This window comes from Paenibacillus sp. GM2FR (assembly GCF_002803325.1).
Taxonomy (GTDB): domain Bacteria; phylum Bacillota; class Bacilli; order Paenibacillales; family Paenibacillaceae; genus Paenibacillus_AQ; species Paenibacillus_AQ lautus.
This window is the reverse complement of sequence record NZ_MKZM01000008.1, coordinates 1,770,408-1,788,035: the sequence shown is the minus strand read 5'-3', so window position 1 is coordinate 1,788,035 and position 17,628 is coordinate 1,770,408. Positions and strand designations below refer to the sequence as shown.

The window sequence follows — 17,628 nt, the reverse complement described above, 5'->3', positions numbered from 1 at the left end:
GTAAATGGTAAACCAACTGGGGGCACTTATATGTCGAGAATAAAATATCTGCATGAAACAAACAGGAATATAATTATTACGGGTATTCCAAGGTCAGGGAAATCTACAGTAGCATTTGAAATAAGTAAAAAACTTAACTACAGTTTAGTACAGCTTGACCCTATTGTAGAAGCAATGAAGAAAGCTTTGCCTAACATCAAATTAGAAAAGAACCCCGTAGGTATATTGGAGTATAATGAATTCAATCCATTTCTAATAGAATATCTAAAAGAACTGAATGATGATGTCCCAAGAAAAAAGGGCATAAACTATGTCATCGAGGGCAGCGATTTAGACCTAAATGAATATTTCAAGCATTTTAGTAAAGATGATTTCATTGTGGTCGGAATATGTTATCCAAACAGAAACGAAGAAGAAATTTACGCAAACATGAAGAAATATGACAACATTTTAGATTGGAGTTATTATCTTAGCGATATTGAACTGCGCAATTATGCTGAGGCATTGTATAGGAGAAATAAAGAATTGGAGGGATTACTAAAGAAGTACAACATCACTTATTATGATGTTTCACGAGACAGGAACAGTGTTTTACAGCAAATAGAAAGTGATATGATTTCATTTGTTAAAGGTACAAACTCTAACCTTCTTTAAGCTATCGGGAAACGATAGCACGATCAAAATAAGAAAGCAGCTGATCAATGTGATCAGCTGCTTTTGTTGAAGTAACGAGCAGAATTGTACTTTTTTATTATTTGGTGTATTTTATGAATGAAAGGGAGCGGACGAACGGTTACGGAGTAAAGAGTGAGAATGCACACTAAAAGATTTACAAGAAAAAGATAAATTATTGAGCTGAAAGGTGGAAAACAATACTATTTTCGATTTCATTTTGTTTGAAAGAAAATCAGTTCAGCTTGGACTACCCCGACTCCTCTTTTGAGTCTTGCAGATTAAGCGTATGCAAGTTCGACATCAGGAAAGGCAGAACATGCTCGATGAATTGTTCCGCCGGCTCTTCCTGCCGTTGACTCCACTTCGCAACCACCCCATAAATTGACCAACTGATCATCGTCGCGACCCATTCCATTCTTCGCTGCTCTTCCGCCGGCAGGTCTTTGACATGCGCCATACAAGAGATGATGACATTGTACAGTTGTTGCTTGGCATTGTCCTCCATCGCCTGCGAAAGGGTCCGCCGTGCATTCAGCTGCTTCGTCGTTTCAATCTGCCACTCACAAACCGCCAGCATTAGATTGCGCAACAGCACTGTGCCCTGCATTCGTGTACCGGGAGGAATCCATGTAGATAGAATCTCCGTAAATGCGCTGGTCATGGTCAACTCAAGCAATTCATATTTATCTTGATAATGGTTATAAAATGTTGCTCGGTTCAGTTCAGCACGATCCATAATATCCTGAATCGAGAGGTCTTCGAAGTCCATTTCTACAAGCAAATCCGTAAATGCTTTCTGAATATATTTCCTCGTTCGCTTCGCTCGAGGATCATTCGGGTTCACTAAACCCATCCCACACCATCTCCTTGTCTCGCGATTCCGCAGCTGGGAAGAATACAATTTCGATCTATTGTTGTCTAGACAACAGATCGGCTCTTTAGCTTATTGATTAGCATAGAATATTACTATTAGAATAGTAATTGACTACTGTTGTCTAGTCAACATCTATAGCTTAATTCATATGTGGGAGAGTGGGAAGGTGAAGGACTTATTCATAGCAGGAGGTACTTCCGGGATGGGCAGAGGGCTTGCCATTTACTATTTACGTCAGGGCAGCAGAGTGACTGTAACAGGCAGCAACCGTCTCCGGGGTAAGGAATTTCTAGACGAGGCTGCACGACTCGGCGCCGCGGACCGGGCATCCTTTATTCAAGCTGATCTATTATCATTGTCTGAGAACCGCCGCGTCATTCAAGAGGTGCAACAACACCATGCATCGCTTGACGGACTGGTGCTTACAGCGATGCAACAATTTCCTAAACGGAAGTTGACTCCGGATGGTTTTGAAAGCACTTTTGCACTCTATTATGTCAGCCGATTTATTCTGAGTTATGGTTTGACAGAATTGTTGGAGAGGGGGACCAATCCGGTCATTGTAAGCATCGGAGGCACTGGAATGACGAAGGGAGCCGTTCACTACGATGACCTCACACTTCAACAGGGGTATGGTCTGCTGAAGGCGACTCTACAGGGAGGACGGGCGAATGATCTGCTGGGGGTTGCGTATGCTGAAAACCACAAGACCGGGAAGACACGTTTCATACTTAACCATCCCGGATATACCCATAGCGGCACGAATCATTTGGCTCAGCCTTTCAAGGGAATATTGCGCATAATGGGCAAGCTCTTCGCACAGCCGGTGGAGAGGAGTATTCAACCGATCATTAAACTGATGGATAATCCTCCATCCCAGCCCCTCATCGCCTGGGACCGAACCAAGGCCGTTGATCTCGATCTCTCGACCCTTAGCAAGAAGGATGCATTAAAATTATATCAGTTAACCAAGCATATTCTTTAACATTTGGCCGAATTGATGTTGGTAAGGCTGTTATCGCTTCCGCTAATCCGGATGGGATTAAGCTAACGGGAAACGATAGCAAATAAAACCAAGAAGGCAGCCGACATCATGATCGGCTGCCTTTGTTCAACTAACGGGCAGTATAGTTTAGATAAATAATTCACCCAAAAGACAGATATCACCTTTAAGTCCACTTAGCCATCGTTCCACAACTCTGCTTCTCTGTAGCGGTAGAATACCGGACTCGTCTTTAATTCGAAGCAGAACTGATCGAGCATTTAGCTGGTGAACGAGAGGTCCGCACCCCCTGCCCCAAATGTACAGCGGCTACATTTATCAGTGTAAGGTGTAAAGCAGCAGATCGAGGCGAGGGATATTCTGTACCATAAGTAGCACAAACTCATCGTAAAGAATTATCCTTATTGATTTTATGAAGCTCCTTACCCATAATTGTAATTAAGGGAGATGATTCCAAGTTGAGTGAACAGAATATCAGCACAACAGTTTCAGGGAATATAATTGTTACCCATCTAATTGGTAAGATTAAAACAGATGATGTTAACGAATGGTTTAACGGCTTCGAGAAGGTCTGCCAGCAATTCATTTCCGAGGGTCGGCAATACAAATTGTTGGTGGATAGAAAAGGGTACACTCCAGATCATTTTTCCGTTCAAAAAGCATGGAAAGATAAGTTCTTCAATGAAACCATTCTGAATCATAGTATGGCAATTGCGTTTCTTCTTGAAGAAGGGGGAGATAATGAATTATTTGCAAGAATCTAACACAAAAGAATCTGTTTATTTTTTTGATAATTATGATGAAGCATTTATTTGGTTGAATGAATATCCGATTTAATTATGGAACTCAGTTGTACTCAATCAACAAACCAAATGTCGGGGGACAAGAACATGGTCCCATTGAAAGTCGCTATTGTAGCGGCTTTTTTGTTTTATCGATACAAGTTCTTGTCCCGAGTCGAGGACAAGAACTTGTACCGATTGCCGAAAAGGACAAGAACATCGTCCAATTAGCGATTAGATAAGTATCTAACTATACTTATGTTTTAGAAACAAGTAGAAGAGGGCAGAATTTTGTGAATAATGAATAGACACGTGTCATCTAAACTTGTCAGGTGACAAAAACATAGTACATGAGAAGCCGCGCCCTTTTATTAAACTAACGGGCAGATTAGATTAGCAATCTGTAAGAAACAATCCGAACTGAAATTTATCTTCAGACTGCCTTTCGTAATAGTGAGAATAAAACCAAAATTTTTAATAATGGGAAGTTGATACCCACAGCATCCAACACGATAGAAAAATTTATCAAGAACCAGGCACTACAAAAAAATTTCATCATATATAGTTGATATCCGTTCGGATTTGATGAGGAGGATATCATTCAACCTATGTTACCTATGGAAAAATATTTTGGGTAGTTTGAACTGGTGCATGCTTTTTATGGGGCAATGCCTACAGGTGTCAGCGTTTCCGAAACCAGTCGTATTTTTGTTTGCTTTCCGAAATGGGGAGACGACGTTCCATTTACTGTGGCGGAAATTGTTGAGGGTGAATTGCAGCCTTATCCCAGTTTAGAAAACAATATGGTTAGTACTGGTAATATCACAATGTCTTTCGTCAGTGTCCAAAGTATCGTTGCTGATGGAAGAGGAACACTTTGGGTACTAGATACAGGGGCACCAAATTTTTCTGAACCTATTCAAGGGGGAGCAAAATTAGTTGCTGTTGATTTAAGCACGAATACAATAAGGAGAGTATATACCTTTACAGAAGATGTTGTCTTGCCAACAACTTATCTGAATGATGTCCGTTTGGATTTTCGGGTTGGAAGCGCAGGATATGCATATATAACGGATTCTTCTTCCAGAGGGCCAGGGGCTATTATCGTCGTAGATTTAGAAAATGGGAACGCGTTTAGACGATTAAATGGGGCAGAATCAACTTCACCAGATCCCTCTTTTTACCGAAAGTAGAAGGTGAAATTTTGATGAATCGAAACCCGGACGGCTCGACTTTCCCATTTAGATTGGCTTCCGATAGTTTAGCGATTTCTCCTGATGGAAAGGTTTTATTTTTTGCTCCGCTAACCAGCCGTCAACTGTTCTCAATCTCAACAGAAGCCCTAAGAGACAGAAGAATACAGGACATGAATCTATCCCATGGGGAGAAAAAGGTGCGTCTGATGGAATGATCACCGGCGCAAAAGGAACAATTTATGCGGGAGACTATGAAAACAACAGTATCCGAAAGATATTGCCGAATGGCGCAATGGAAACCATCGCGCATGACCCGAGAATTTTATGGCCGGATACTTTTTCGATTGGCCCCGATCAATACTTATATGTCATTGTGAATCAATTACATCGGCAGGCGAGATTTCATTATGGAAGAGACTTGCGGGAAAAACCATATAGTTTACTTCGTATGAGAATTGATGAATTCCCTGCTCCTACCTTTTCATAATAATCTTAAACGAAGGTAGCTATCCCTCATCAGGGAGCGTGTACTTGGCGGGAAAATGTTGCTTCCTAGAAGCAAAAGCCCCTCCGCAGTTTTGCGGAAAGGGCCATCTCACAAAATGCTTTGCCTTAAGGTTCGCCCGTCTTTGACGTGAACCTGTTTGACTATAACGGGGAACATTTTGTTCTCTGAAGTCTCCGGCTAAAATCAAAAACGGACCTGACCATCGTCGTTTTAAGCCTTTTGCCGGGATGAAAAACTGTGTCAGGACGGAATGTTCATAGCAGTTTGAATGTTTTTCAGATCGAGCTGAATTTGCTCTGGAATATGGTAGGGATGATATAAGCCATGCTGCACCATGTAATTTGATATCTTCTCATGAGAGTCTATGGCTTCATCGAGCTGTTTCATCAAAATTTGCTTGATTTCGGGGGTGGCACATTCGGTCACAGCCATGGCGTAGTTTCTGACGCTGCTCTTGGCGTTCATCAAAAAATCCATTGCGATCACGTCATCGGTCAGCATATGAAGACCAGTCATGTGTTCTAATATTGGGTTCATTTTTTTATCTCCTATACAGTCGCTTTAGACAGCACTCCACCGAGCTCCTGAAGCTGCTGTTGTGATAATGTCGCATCTTGTTGCAAAATTTGCTTGAGCTCCGGGTCGGTTACCAGAGCTTGCATGGTCTTAGATTTAGTCATGCAAACCGTCTTGAACGCAGCTATTTCATGCACCTCGAGCATCTCATGCAAAGCGTAAGTTGAATTCATTCAGATTGTCCTCCCATGTATCTATTCATATTTAAGGCTTTAAGATGACTTTAATGCAATCATCCGTTTTCGTATCGAACACTTCATAGCCCCGCTTGGCCTCACTGAGCGGAATGACGTGCGTAATAATGTCGCCAGGGTCCACTTTGCCAGACGTAACCAACTCGTACATATATGGCATGTAGTGAATGACCGGAGCTTGTCCGGAACGGATATTCACGTTTCGCTGCATGATGTCACCGAGCGGGAATCCGTTATAGCGTCCGCCGTATACCCCAGTGACTTGAATGGTTCCGCCTTTGCGGACAGCCTGAGATGCAATGATAAATGCGCTCATGGTGCCGCCTTGCAGCTTCAAACCGCTGGCTAAAAATTCAAGGTCGCTCATCTTGCCGTCCATTCCTACCGCATCAATCACGACATCGGCGCCGCCTTTGGTCATTTCCTTGAGAGTGTTCCCAATATTCTTATCCTGTTCGAAGTTTACGATTTCCACATGGTTCGTTCGCTTCGCATGCTGTAAGCGGTAATCGACATAGTCGACGGCTATAACCCGCTTAGCTCCTTTCAGCCAGCAGAATTTCTGGGCCAGGAGTCCGACCGGACCGCAGCCGAGCACGATGACCGTATCTCCATTCTTTACGCCGGCGTTGTCTACGCTCCAGAATGCCGTCGTCATGGCATCAGCGATCAAGCTGAGCTTTTCGTCCGGTTGTTCGCAGTTTTCAGGAATCTTAAAGTGGGTAAAATTGGCAAATGGAACCCGTAAATACTCGGCTTGCCCGCCAGGATATCCGCCGGTCGTTCCGGAGTAGCCGAAATATGCGCCCATATCCCCGTGTTCGTTTGAATTGTCACATTGGCTTTCCAGCTGATTCTTACAGTAAAAGCATTCTCCGCATGCGATGTTGAAAGGGATGATCACCCGGTCGCCTTTCTTTACCTTGGTCACTCCAGGACCTACTTCTTCTACGATCCCCATCGGCTCATGCCCGATGACATAGTTTTCCTGAAGGTTAGGGATCATTCCGTGAATCAGGTGAAGGTCCGAACCGCAAATGGCGGAACTGGTGACTCTTACGATCATATCGTCCGGTTTCTCTATCTTCGGATCCGGCACCTCTTTGACCACGACATTCTTAATCCCTTGATACGTTACCGCCTTCATGCTTTATGTCCTCCAATATGTTCATCTGGGGTCCGATCAAACATCCCTTTACGCGACGTATCATCCGGGAACAAATTCATCTGCCCGATCATCACCGTATTTTTCGCTGAAAGCTGGTCGAGTTGGTACTGTTCGTTCAGTTCGTAAGGATGGAACCACTTTTTGCGAATCATGAGCTCCGTGATTTCTTGGTGCATAGCAATACCTTGTTTAAGCTGAGTGTGCAGAAGGGCTCTTACATCCGGTGAAGCCGCTTCCGTCAGGGCGATGGACAAATTACGCACACCTTCCTTGGCACGAACAAGGAAGTCCATGGCAAAAGTCATATCTGCCATTTCCGGCATATTTAATGAATTAATCGGGTCTAAATAATCGGTATTCATTTGAGCTCCCCTTAATGTGTTATAGGTGTCGGACTACTCGGAACAGGTGCTTGGAAAGGAGCTTTCGCGTAAATTGCTTGCAGCTCGTCGATCTGTTGTATGGATTGAATGACGTCTTTCTGCATTAAAGCTTTTAGCTCTTGGTCAAAGACCAGGCCTTGCATCAGTTTTGACTTGGCGAGGCACAGCGTTTTAAAGTTTAGAGCTTCATGCAGTTCCATCGATTCGTGCGGCGCTAATGTTGGTTTGTTCATGGAGAAATGATCACCTCCTTTTTTTCATCAACGTTAGATTTTCCAACGAATCGGATCTTATACTAAAATGGATTGCGGGAGCTGGAAGATCCGAATATTCCCATACAGTTGCAAGAATATAAACAAAATCTTAATCCGATACTTATTTCTGTTTTAAATGATCTTGCAAAAGGGAGGAGGACTCACTGTGCCAAATAAAAACAAAATTGTTCTAGCCACCGAAAATGCAAGAAAACCGGCAGAGGGTTCACTTAACTCGAGTGGAAATACACTGGAGCAGCATGCATCTAACGCGGTTTCTGAGGTGGAGACAGCTTTAAATCAGGCAATAAGCTCGTTAAATGAATCTAATGCAACAAATTCACAAGCGTTGGAGACGGCCCGGCAGCAATTGACCCGAGCAGAGGAATTCTTAGATCAAGCGCAAACTTCAGCAAACGCATTACGTCTGCCGGACCAACAATAAAACGGTCTTGGAGCTGATAAGCTTGGCAGAGATTTCCCTTCTTTTTCGGATACAAGTAGGGGCACTAATGTCGAGGTATGTCGTATGTCTATTGTCGAGTAGACGCTGTGGATGATGTTACCGAACTTACGCCAATATTCTCCGCAGGGGCAAATGACCTGCGAAACGCTCGGAGCAACGTTTTTGTCATAGAACACGGAGAGTTACCTTCAAAAGGCTTCGGCTTGTGCCGAAGCTTTTTGTTTTTTGAGCTGTCTCAGACATTTCCAAAAAACTTTATCGGATCCGGATATGATTACGCATCGAAAGCAACTCAGGAAGGGAAACGGTATACATCATGTTAAATTGTGCTACCGTCGGCTTCATTGTATTTTTTATCGTCACCATAACGCCGCTGATACAGAAGCGAATATAAAACTTGATCTTTTACTATGTAAACTACATATTCACAAAAACATTGCAACCTCTGCTGATAAATCAAGGGTTCTTTGGCTTGTTACACAATTCTAACATGTTGTCCTCATAATTTTTAGAACCACTGTTTGTTGATCTGTACTTGGTATTACTAATGATAAAACAGTTTTTATTGAAAAATTCAGATTTAAGCCAACCAATTGCTTGGATGAAATCACCTGCAAAGGTTCATAATAACCTCGTTGTGCAAAATACATGTTCAGGTGATGGTAACCATGGTATGGAACAAGTTAACGAACGTGCTTGACCGCAGCAACGAGGATTCCTCGGGAAAGAATGAAATCCCATTAACAATGGACGCCCTCAGACAGATATTAGTCAATATGTCCGATGCGGAAGTCATTGAACGTCCGGCTCTTGACGAGCGGACAATTACTCTCATTTATATAAGAACTTTAATCGATTTAGAGCGCCTGAATGAATCTGTCATCGGGCCGCTTAGTGTCCTTACCGATAATACAGTTTGCGAATGTATCACAGCGTCCAGTATTTCGGAAGTTACCAGTCAGCAGAAAGCGAAGCTGCTTCTTATGCAGGGCTCGGTGCTGGTGCACGACGACAGAATTAACCGGTGGTGGGCGGTGTCTCTGCCGAGTTCCTTGGGTCGCAGCATCGAGTCTTCCGATACGGAAACCATTATCTTAGGGCCTAAAGACAGCTTCAGCGAAAAAATCGATGAAAACATCACGCTCATTCGCAGGCGGCTACCGACGCCTGATCTGAAAACTGAACAATACTCAGTTGGTTCCCTCAGCAAAACCACGATCGTGATCATGTATATGGAAGGCATCACCAATCCGAAGCATGTCGCCGTAGCCAGAGAGAAAATCGAGGCTATTGATTATGATATGATTCTGGAAGCGTCCCATCTCGGTTTTTTTATGGAAGACCATGTCCACAGCGTTTTTCCGCAATTTATGCAGACCGACCGACCGGATGCTTCAGCATACTACCTCGGTACGGGTAAGCTTGTCATAATGGTGGGAGGCACGCCCTTTGTTCTGATCGCTCCCATGACGTTCTTCCATTTGTTCCATTCTCCCGAGGATTATATTAACCGCTGGATCGTGGCCAGCTTCCTTCGGCTAGTCCGCTATCTAAGCTTCATTCTTTCCATCACATTAATTCCGCTATATGTGGCATTAACGACCCACCATTATCAAATGGTTCCGCTGCAGATCCTGTTCGTGCTTCTTGATTCCAGGAGCAAGCTTCCATTTACGCCTTTCTGGGAAGCCTGCTGCATGCTGATTACGCTGGAAATCATAAAAGAAGCCAGCCTACGAATGCCCGCCAAGTCGGGCCAAACGCTGGGGGTCATCGGGGGGATCGTGATTGGTCAAGCAGCAGTCGAAGCAGGCTTTGCCAGCAAGGTGCTGATCGTGCTTGTCGGAATCTCGGCCATCGCTTCATTCCTGGTGCCTAACTATATGATCACGAAAGCCAATACGATTGTTCATTTCGCTTTGCTCATTCTAGCCTCTTACCTCGGACTTCTGGGTGTCGTGCTGGGTATTATTCTGCTGCTCATCCACCTGAATGGGCTATCTTCCCTCAGACAGCCATATTTTGCACCGGTCGCCCCTTTTTTCTGGAGAGATTGGAAGGATCTATTCATCCGGGCTCCCATGCCATCATTAAGAAGCCGGCCAATATTTTCGAGCCCCCTGAAAAAGTGGAGATACAGCCGAAGGAGATGATCGCGTGTCAGAAATATCGTTGTTCCAGAGAGATTCCACGTTTGGCGGCAAGTATATCTTTCTTATCGTGAATCGCCTTCAAATGCTGTACTTTGTGCTGCTTATGCCCCAGTATCTAGTTCATCCCTATATGGTCTGGGCCATCATCATTGTTGGCATTATATCCAACATTAATCTGCTGCTGCTTGCCAAATGGTTCGCTTCGCCCTATGCCAGCAAAGGCTATATCGGCTTCGTCGAGCTTTTCGGCGAAAGGAAGGTTCGTTTGTTCTCCTTCATCGGAATGCTGTTCATCTTTGTCAAGATTACGGTGACTACGCTTGGCTATACCGAAATCATACATCAATTCGTGCTGCCGTCCTTCCAGAGGGAATGGCTGCTTGCTTGCCTATTTGCTGTTGGCTGCTATCTGGCCGTGAAAGGCATGGAGAAGACGATTCGTTTCATCTTCATTGTCTATTTATGCTCGTTCTGGTTGATAGTGCTGTACATTCCTTTCTTCTTGCCTCCTATCGCCTCGATACCTGATCTGTACCCGATCATTCCGATAGAACGAGACGAAGGGATTTGGAAGGGCATGCTGCTGATCTGGGCATCGCTGTCTGGACCTGAATACCTCATATGCATCGGTGCCTGGTTCAGCCCCCGGGACAAGCTGCTTAAGCCGATGGCGATCGGGAACGCATTGACGATTGTGGAATATCTGGCACTGTTTATCGCGTCGACGTTGTATTTTGGGCAGGAATATTTGAGAAAAAGCAGCTACCCGGTCATCAACATGGTTCGCTATTTGCAATCGCCGATCTTCGAACGTCTGGATATCATGATGATTTGTATCCATTTTTTCCACTATGTGTTTGCCATTGCTATGCTCATTCTGCTGTTCTACGGTTCTCTCCGGATCATTGCGGGGAAAGCCAAGAAACCAGCCAGCAGATCCGGCTTCATTGCGAGTTTCATGGTACTGTTTCTATGCATGCTCATCGTCTACCACTGGTTCTGGAAATCCGGTACACAGGGACATTTCTGGCCGGTGCTTCAGGTCTGTTTCGCTGCGGTATCCTTCTTGGCGGTACCCGTCTTTATGGTAGCCGCTGTAAGAATAAAGGGGCGTGCCTAACATGAGTTGGAGAACGAAAGCCACATTATGGGCTATGGCGGGTATTCTATTTGCAACTCCAGGATGCTCAAGCCGGGATTACAATATTATTGAAGAAATCGCACCTATCATTCTCTGGACCATCGATCAGGGTCAGGACGGCATGCTGGAAATAAGCCTTCTGGTGCCTCCTCTAGGCAAAGAAGAGAAAAAGATGATAACACTTCATACCGATCTTCTAAAGGAGGGTAAAAAAGAATTTAACCGAAGCTATCATCGGGAGCTGAAGACCGGCCAGAAACGGGTCCTGTTCATCAGCGAGGAGTTTGCAAGGCAAGGGATGCAGCCCATTATCGACACCATACTAGCGGATCCCAAATTGTCCATGCGCCTTTATTTGGCCGTATATCGGGGAGATTTACAGGGGTACTTGCAAAAGAAGATTAAGAAGGATCCGCTTATCGATTATTATATATATCGCAACTTCAAGCATTATGAAAGCAGAAGCCCTGGGGAAATGACCGTCGTCAATCTGCATCAATTTATGAAAAATTTCTATTCACCGCTTGCGGATCCGGTTCTGCCCGTATTTCAGGCGGATCAGAATAACTTAACCTATGAGGGAACCGGTCTATTCCGTACAGATAAACTGGTTTCCGTATTGAGCCGAACCGAAGAACAAATGTTCCAGCTTCAGTACAAAAATCATCGCCTTCAGGATCTTTCTCTGCCAGAATTGTCGGTCAACGTCAGCGATGTCCACGCCAAGTCCGACTGGAAGGTGGACCGCAAACAGACGAGAGTAACAATTAACACGGAAATCCGATGCCGAATCGAGGAGTACCACGGAAAAAAAGATTTACTGGACCCTGCCCAGTTAGACGAGCTTAACCGGAACATCGGAGCCTATATGGATAAACAAACCGTATCGCTTTTCAAAAAAATGCAGGAGCTGAAAGTGGATCCTTTAAACATGGGATCATACGCTTCAGGGGCTTTTCAGAGTCGGATCGAAAGAAAGGATTGGCAAAAAGAATGGCCGCAAATGAAGGTCGAGGTACATTACAAGATATTTATGGAGCCGCTGACAAATTCGCTCAGCGGAAGCCGGTAATGGATAAAAAATGATCTGGTGTTCATAAGCGTTCTGCCGCGAAGCTTCATACATCAAGGCTTCCCGGCCGATCACTGCCAGCGATAACAATACCAGCAGCCATGTAAACCAGAAGGCCGCTTGTCAACAGAGGTTCCATTTGCCCTCGGAAGGGATTCTGATCCGAAACGCAAAGCAGGCTCCGCAAATGGACGGGTAGGAGATGCAGTATATCTGAACGTTATTGTTGCGGCTGCAATCATCAACTTAATGATGACGAAAGTTAGTTGCATCCTAGGAACTGTGCGAAGTCGGGATTGTCCGTCAGGTTCGCTTTGCGATGATTTAAGTGAAGGATAACGTCAAGGGTATGTAGTCGAAACAATCAGAACAAACTCAAAGCTCATACTCGCCTTTTATTCCAAAAAGATTTTTATGTCAAATTGTGTAGAATTATTGAAATGTTTGCGATTCGCAAATATAATAAAGCTAAAAATTTAATACATAATGCACAAACTTCTAACACTTCTAATAGCTGATCGCTCAATTACACTCATTAAACATATGTCAATCTTGCAAGGGAGGTGTTACCCTATGTCAGATTCTTTCAATGAACAGGAGATATTAAAGCTATTAAAAAAACTAGACCAAGTTTCTCGTTCTCAGGAAATGGAAGGGACAGGAGCATCCCCATCAGTTTCCCATAGTATGAACACTGATTATGAGGTCTCAGATGGGTATATTAAGGTGGAACATGGGAAAATCATCGTAGGAAACCCAACCAATGGTGGCCAATTCCCGACTATTAAAGCAAACTCGCCTGTTAAACTGTTGGTGGATGGCCAAGAGATCAGAAAGGAAACGAAGGTTTCTTCTGAGAGTGTGGTAGAGTGGAAGATTGAAGAGAATTCTCTATTTGAGGTATCGGTCTCAGAAGATAAATTAGAAGCCTATTTGACCATAAATCGCATACAGAGGTGTGCGTGGTTGTTAGAACAGAAGACTCCCTCATTGAATGTAACACTCGCTGCAGAGGAAGATTTAAATATTATTTTAGAAATTGTAAACCTACAGGATATTCTTACGATAGTTGAAAATATGAACATTAAAATGAATCTTGATGTAGCAGCGATTCAGGCCGAAATCCTGCAACCTTCTTTTAAACCAATAATAATCGGAAGAGGTAAGGCACCCGTTCAAGGTGAGGATGCACTACTGGAACTGTTCTTCTCTGAAAATATTGAAAACATCTTTAACGAGGTACGAGGAGTAATGGATTATAAAAATCATATGAACATTCCCTCTGTTAAGAGCGGTGATGTCATTGCTAAGAAGACACCGGCAGTTGAAGGACTGACAGGGTATGATGTATTTGGCAATGTGCTGCTTCCCGATCCAGTCAAGGAGATTCGCATTACTGGTAAGGATAATGTAGAAATCACATCAGATTTCATCGTCATCGCTCGGAAAGAGGGGAGACCTCGAGTCACAGGTAATCATATTAAATATTTTGATATCAACACCGCTTATATAGTACCCGGTAATGTTGATTTACAAACAGGTAATATCGTGTTTGCTGGTGATGTGATCGTTCATGGCGATGTTATGGATAACATGATTATTGAATCCCTCGGTAACATTTATGTGTCTGGCAGTGTTTTCAACTCGACATTAACAGCTACCGGCAGTATTGCAGTGAAGGGGAGCTTCATTGGAAGTCATTTATATTCCGGGTATTTTGGTATGTTCTACAACAGGCTCAATAATAGCTCTAAACAGTTGATGGAAATTCTAGAAATAATGATGGAAAACGTAAGGATATTGATATATGAAATCAGTAAAAAAAACAAGCAGGTGCGGTACGGACAAGTGTTGTTGTTAATTACAGAGAGTAAATTCCAGCAAGTCCGGGATCTCGTAAAGGAACTGCTTGAAGTTGTTTCAAGTTTACAGACTTATAATATAGATAATCTACAGCAATTAAAATATTACTTGGAGTTATTCTTACAGCCCCCAAAAATTGTTGAAGTTATGACAGCTCCTCGTATGGAAGATTTTGTTCGGATTTTAAAAGAAGCATTCATGAGAGTTGCCTTAAGTCAGGAATCCCATGTGCAGATTAATGTTAACCAAGGACAGAACTCAACATTAAAGTCCAATGGAGATATCCTGATTCGAAAAGAAGGAGTTATTCAATGTGATCTCTATTCAGCAGGGAATATCATTTTCCTGTTGGACAACGCTGTATGTCGAGGCTCAAAACTTGAAGCAGGTGATACCATATCTGCCATGTATGTAGGTGGGATTACTGGCGTTGCAACCAGTCTTAAGGCAGGGAATAAGATTATAATTAGGAAAATGTTTGAAGGACGGGTCACCGTTGATCGATATAGTATGGACATCTTTGACCCAATTGAGGGTAAAACGTTTGACCGCAACAGCTTTAAACGACATAATTGGAAGGCGGGTGATTCATATTGATCAGTTCATCGGGAGAAGGTTAAAAAGAAACATCTATTCGAGGCAAGGCAGCTTGCTTCTTTCACAGAACTGTATTTTGGACCATCACCATATTAATCTCTTGCATCAGCACGGTATCGATTTATGGAAAGAAGATCCCCAATATGTTACGGAAATCCTAACAAAAGAAGCGGTTTTAGAAGTTCAAGCGATCTTCGAGAAGATTCGTTACCAATCCGAACAGCTTTCCAATCAAGATATACAAGAAGCAATAATTCCGAAGATCCAACAATTATGTATCAACAACCTATCGAATGTTATATTGGAGCTAAGTAAGAAGGATAATTATACCTATCGTCATTGTATAGGTGTTTCCCTCATCTCATATTTAATCGGTAAATGGTTAGGTTTAAAGGATGAAGAACTACAAAATCTCGCAATTGCTGGTTTATTGCATGATCTTGGAAAGATCAAAATCTCTGACTCGATCTTAAATAAAACAAGTAGCCTTAGTGCCGATGAGTATGCCGAGATGAAACTTCATACTCATTTCGGGTATGAAATGATTCGGAATATTTCAGAAATGACGGAACAACAAGCCCTAGTTGCCCTTCAGCATCATGAAAGAGAAGATGGCAGCGGATATCCGTTTAGGATTGCGGGGGTGAAGATTACACTTTACAGCAAGATTGTAGCGGTAGCTGATGTGTTTCATACCATGATCTCCGAACGAACATACAAGAAACCCATACCTTTGTATCAAGTGTTTGAGGAAATCTATAATCGTGGTTATAAATTATTTGACTCTATGGTTGTCCATTGTTTCATAATGAACATGATGATCAGAATGGTCGGCGATCATGTGATTTTGACAGATGGTCAAGTAGCTCGAATCGTTATGCTTCATTCAGATGACCTTATTAATCCTTTAGTAGAGGCTAATGGGAATTTTTATGATTTACGGAATTCTGAACATAAAATTTTGGATTTTGTATACAACCAATAACTTTACCAGAGGAGGGTCCTTTGAGTCTCTATGTTAAAAACACTACGAAAGAATAGAAAGATGACTATGCAGGAGGTTGCAGACTCAATCGGTGTAGCTAAAAGCACTTATGCCTGTTATGAACTAAATCATCGGCAGCCACCGATCGAGGTGTTGCATAAGCTATCCATACTGTTTGACACATCCGTTGACTATATAATCGGTGCAACAAATATTCCTCATCCCCCCCAAGATAAAGATATGAATGCGAAAGTGATTCTCAAGAATTCCAAGCTTCATTGGGATGGCATACCATTAACGGAGGATGATCTTCAAATCGTTCATGATCTACTTGAAATGGTTGTTCAAGAACGGAGTAGTTCTAAAATCAAGAAAGGGTTACCAAGAACTTGAGATTGCTTGAATTCGAGGTGTAAATAAAAAAGATGGAAGAAATAATCGAATCCATGAAGCATTATAAGCTGAGCAAAGAAATAAAAAAATTACTGGCACAAATTCATCCAATGAATAAAGGACAAACTGATTTATCCAACTTGTTTGAAAAACTCTACCATGCAGATTTAATAGGGATGCAAGAAAAACTTTCTCTTGAAACTAGAATGTATCTAAATCAATATTGTCTGGCTATGGAAGAAAAATTAAACGGTATGTTATGTGTTGTATATTTATATGAAGAAAATGAAAAAAGATTATGGCTTGGTGCTGGACCGAGTATGCCGGGAAGTTATAAAGAATATTCTCATGGACTTGATGTGAAACTAGATATTCTAGGTGGATCGGAAGTACCGGTATACATCAGAAACGTATTAATTGTAGATGATATTTATCGCAGTGAAGACCTCGTTACATTAAATCATAAGAAAGCAATGTTGGAAGACGGATTTAAATCATATTGCTGCACTCCATTAGGATATCAGGATAAGATGATCGGGTTCACCGTGTTGTTTTCTGATCAACAAAGAGACTTTACTGACTATGAAATCGATATGTTTCAGGATAATCGCAATCAAATTGAAAAAAAATTGTCTCAAATCAAAGATGACATGATTTTCTTATTAAAGAAACAACAAAAACTCGATCAGTTAGCCTGAAAGACCGATCCTCCTCTGAGGCAAAGGGATGGAAGCTCCGTGGAATAATTATCTAGATTGCTTATGATCATCCAGACGACATAAACTGTCTCATCACTCAAAACAATCATCAGTTTTATCTCCGTTTTCTGTTCAAGCGAGTTGCCGAACTGGCTGGCCGACACATCTATTTCCTTGTTGTCCAGCTCCGGCAGTATTAGCTATTTCAACTCATCTCGATGCGCTAATATTATGAAATTATGCTCGGACAGCATCACTAGGTCCGTTTCCAAGCAAGTTGCTTCATGGCTTTAATTTCACGAATCACGACTATAGCGAACTGGCAAAAGGCGAGTCCTCCGTGGATTAGGAGGACGTGCGAATGACGGAGATTCCAATGAACGATTACATCAATAAACTGGTACAAGAAATCGAGAAATACCGTAAAAAGCTTGAGGAACTTAGCAGGGATCGCCACCTACTTCACAACGATATCGTTATGCTCTCACAGGAGCTTGACGAGAAAATAGTTTGTTTCATGAAGATGCATAATCAATCAGGAGAGTAGAGCTGGAATAGATCTGCTAGACAACCTATATCACACTGGAACTGTATGATTCAGATAATGACTTGCCGGGAATCCAGGATGAATGATAAATCCGGCAATC

At 42.7% G+C, this 17,628-nt stretch carries 17 protein-coding genes and 2 pseudogenes; 13 read left to right on the top strand and 6 right to left on the bottom strand.

Annotated elements, in window-relative coordinates:
• The first annotated feature begins 30 nt into the window (after nt 1-30).
• Entirely contained in the window at nt 31-654 is a 624-nt protein-coding gene (locus PAEVO_RS08145) for an AAA family ATPase (RefSeq protein WP_100537104.1), read from the top strand.
• A 268-nt stretch (nt 655-922) separates the two neighbouring features.
• Here the strand turns inward: PAEVO_RS08145 and PAEVO_RS08140 are convergent, their stop codons facing one another.
• Nucleotides 923-1,528 carry a TetR family transcriptional regulator gene (locus PAEVO_RS08140; protein ID WP_100537103.1) on the bottom strand — a complete coding sequence of 202 codons (606 nt, stop codon included), beginning with the start codon at nt 1,526-1,528 and terminating at the stop codon, nt 923-925.
• 187 nt (nt 1,529-1,715) lie between these two features.
• On the opposite strand from PAEVO_RS08140, the gene PAEVO_RS08135 reads away from it, so the two are divergent.
• The 3 genes and pseudogenes from PAEVO_RS08135 to PAEVO_RS34600 all read left to right on the top strand — a co-directional run bounded on the left by PAEVO_RS08135 (nt 1,716) and on the right by PAEVO_RS34600 (nt 5,017).
• Nucleotides 1,716-2,534, top strand: a complete 819-nt coding sequence (locus PAEVO_RS08135; RefSeq protein ID WP_100537102.1) for an SDR family NAD(P)-dependent oxidoreductase — start codon at nt 1,716-1,718, stop codon at nt 2,532-2,534.
• 430 nt (nt 2,535-2,964) lie between these two features.
• A pseudogene (locus PAEVO_RS08130) lies at nt 2,965-3,389 on the top strand (STAS/SEC14 domain-containing protein).
• A gap of 613 nt (nt 3,390-4,002) precedes the next feature.
• Nucleotides 4,003-5,017 (top strand): annotated as a pseudogene (locus tag PAEVO_RS34600) (L-dopachrome tautomerase-related protein).
• 261 nt (nt 5,018-5,278) lie between these two features.
• On the opposite strand, the gene PAEVO_RS08120 reads toward PAEVO_RS34600, so the two are convergent.
• Genes PAEVO_RS08120 through PAEVO_RS08100 form a run of 5 tightly spaced genes read right to left on the bottom strand, consistent with a single transcriptional unit; the run spans nt 5,279 to nt 7,592 of the window.
• A complete protein-coding gene (locus PAEVO_RS08120; protein ID WP_009594198.1) occupies nt 5,279-5,575 on the bottom strand; it encodes a spore coat protein in 297 nt (98 codons plus the stop codon).
• 11 nt (nt 5,576-5,586) lie between these two features.
• Entirely contained in the window at nt 5,587-5,787 is a 201-nt protein-coding gene (locus tag PAEVO_RS08115; RefSeq protein WP_100537101.1) for a hypothetical protein, read from the bottom strand.
• 31 nt (nt 5,788-5,818) lie between these two features.
• Nucleotides 5,819-6,955 carry a zinc-dependent alcohol dehydrogenase gene (locus PAEVO_RS08110; protein WP_100537100.1) on the bottom strand — a complete coding sequence of 379 codons (1,137 nt, stop codon included), beginning with the start codon at nt 6,953-6,955 and terminating at the stop codon, nt 5,819-5,821.
• Nucleotides 6,952-7,338: a spore coat protein gene (locus PAEVO_RS08105; protein WP_009594188.1), complete on the bottom strand. Its 387-nt coding sequence runs from the start codon at nt 7,336-7,338 to the stop codon at nt 6,952-6,954. The genes PAEVO_RS08110 and PAEVO_RS08105 overlap by 4 nt, the downstream gene beginning before the upstream one ends.
• An 11-nt stretch (nt 7,339-7,349) precedes the next feature.
• Nucleotides 7,350-7,592 (bottom strand): hypothetical protein, encoded by a 243-nt coding sequence (locus PAEVO_RS08100; RefSeq protein WP_009594190.1) that lies wholly within the window; start codon nt 7,590-7,592, stop codon nt 7,350-7,352.
• A 187-nt stretch (nt 7,593-7,779) separates the two neighbouring features.
• Here PAEVO_RS08100 and PAEVO_RS08095 point away from each other — a divergent pair, with 187 nt between their 5' ends.
• The 9 genes from PAEVO_RS08095 (at nt 7,780) to PAEVO_RS08055 (ending at nt 17,528) form a co-directional block, all read left to right on the top strand.
• A complete protein-coding gene (locus PAEVO_RS08095) occupies nt 7,780-8,058 on the top strand; it encodes a hypothetical protein (RefSeq protein WP_100537099.1) in 279 nt (92 codons plus the stop codon).
• Between the two features lie 689 nt (nt 8,059-8,747).
• Entirely contained in the window at nt 8,748-10,232 is a 1,485-nt protein-coding gene (locus PAEVO_RS08090; RefSeq protein ID WP_100537098.1) for a spore germination protein, read from the top strand.
• Nucleotides 10,233-10,236: 4 nt separating this feature from the next.
• The gene (locus PAEVO_RS08085; RefSeq protein ID WP_100537097.1) at nt 10,237-11,352 is read left to right on the top strand and encodes a GerAB/ArcD/ProY family transporter; all 1,116 of its coding nucleotides are present in this window, start codon (nt 10,237-10,239) and stop codon (nt 11,350-11,352) included.
• A 1-nt stretch (nt 11,353) separates the two neighbouring features.
• Entirely contained in the window at nt 11,354-12,445 is a 1,092-nt protein-coding gene (locus tag PAEVO_RS08080; protein ID WP_100537096.1) for a Ger(x)C family spore germination protein, read from the top strand.
• Nucleotides 12,446-13,018: 573 nt separating this feature from the next.
• Nucleotides 13,019-14,905, top strand: coding sequence for a DUF342 domain-containing protein (locus PAEVO_RS08075; protein ID WP_165789632.1), 1,887 nt, complete (start codon nt 13,019-13,021; stop codon nt 14,903-14,905).
• Nucleotides 14,829-15,890, top strand: a complete 1,062-nt coding sequence (locus tag PAEVO_RS08070; RefSeq protein ID WP_243390679.1) for an HD-GYP domain-containing protein — start codon at nt 14,829-14,831, stop codon at nt 15,888-15,890. Before PAEVO_RS08075 ends, PAEVO_RS08070 begins: the two co-directional genes overlap by 77 nt.
• A gap of 30 nt (nt 15,891-15,920) precedes the next feature.
• Entirely contained in the window at nt 15,921-16,283 is a 363-nt protein-coding gene (locus tag PAEVO_RS08065) for a helix-turn-helix domain-containing protein (protein WP_100537093.1), read from the top strand.
• Nucleotides 16,284-16,336: 53 nt separating this feature from the next.
• Nucleotides 16,337-16,981 (top strand): GAF domain-containing protein, encoded by a 645-nt coding sequence (locus PAEVO_RS08060; protein WP_165789631.1) that lies wholly within the window; start codon nt 16,337-16,339, stop codon nt 16,979-16,981.
• Nucleotides 16,982-17,342: 361 nt separating this feature from the next.
• Entirely contained in the window at nt 17,343-17,528 is a 186-nt protein-coding gene (locus tag PAEVO_RS08055; RefSeq protein WP_100537091.1) for an aspartyl-phosphate phosphatase Spo0E family protein, read from the top strand.
• Nucleotides 17,529-17,628 lie beyond the last annotated feature (100 nt).

What these genes read in the sequence shown, in the direction of transcription:
- PAEVO_RS08055 (WP_100537091.1), top strand. Translation starts at nt 17,343, where the DNA reads ATGACGGAGATTCCAATGAACGATTACATCAATAAACTGGTACAAGAA.
- PAEVO_RS08145 (WP_100537104.1), top strand. Translation starts at nt 31, where the DNA reads ATGTCGAGAATAAAATATCTGCATGAAACAAACAGGAATATAATTATT.
- PAEVO_RS08100 (WP_009594190.1), bottom strand. Translation starts at nt 7,592, where the DNA reads ATGAACAAACCAACATTAGCGCCGCACGAATCGATGGAACTGCATGAA.
- PAEVO_RS08115 (WP_100537101.1), bottom strand. Translation starts at nt 5,787, where the DNA reads ATGAATTCAACTTACGCTTTGCATGAGATGCTCGAGGTGCATGAAATA.
- PAEVO_RS08060 (WP_165789631.1), top strand. Translation starts at nt 16,337, where the DNA reads ATGAAGCATTATAAGCTGAGCAAAGAAATAAAAAAATTACTGGCACAA.
- PAEVO_RS08140 (WP_100537103.1), bottom strand. Translation starts at nt 1,528, where the DNA reads ATGGGTTTAGTGAACCCGAATGATCCTCGAGCGAAGCGAACGAGGAAA.
- PAEVO_RS08110 (WP_100537100.1), bottom strand. Translation starts at nt 6,955, where the DNA reads ATGAAGGCGGTAACGTATCAAGGGATTAAGAATGTCGTGGTCAAAGAG.
- PAEVO_RS08090 (WP_100537098.1), top strand. Translation starts at nt 8,748, where the DNA reads ATGGTATGGAACAAGTTAACGAACGTGCTTGACCGCAGCAACGAGGAT.
- PAEVO_RS08080 (WP_100537096.1), top strand. Translation starts at nt 11,354, where the DNA reads ATGAGTTGGAGAACGAAAGCCACATTATGGGCTATGGCGGGTATTCTA.
- PAEVO_RS08065 (WP_100537093.1), top strand. Translation starts at nt 15,921, where the DNA reads ATGTTAAAAACACTACGAAAGAATAGAAAGATGACTATGCAGGAGGTT.
- PAEVO_RS08075 (WP_165789632.1), top strand. Translation starts at nt 13,019, where the DNA reads ATGTCAGATTCTTTCAATGAACAGGAGATATTAAAGCTATTAAAAAAA.
- PAEVO_RS08120 (WP_009594198.1), bottom strand. Translation starts at nt 5,575, where the DNA reads ATGAACCCAATATTAGAACACATGACTGGTCTTCATATGCTGACCGAT.
- PAEVO_RS08105 (WP_009594188.1), bottom strand. Translation starts at nt 7,338, where the DNA reads ATGAATACCGATTATTTAGACCCGATTAATTCATTAAATATGCCGGAA.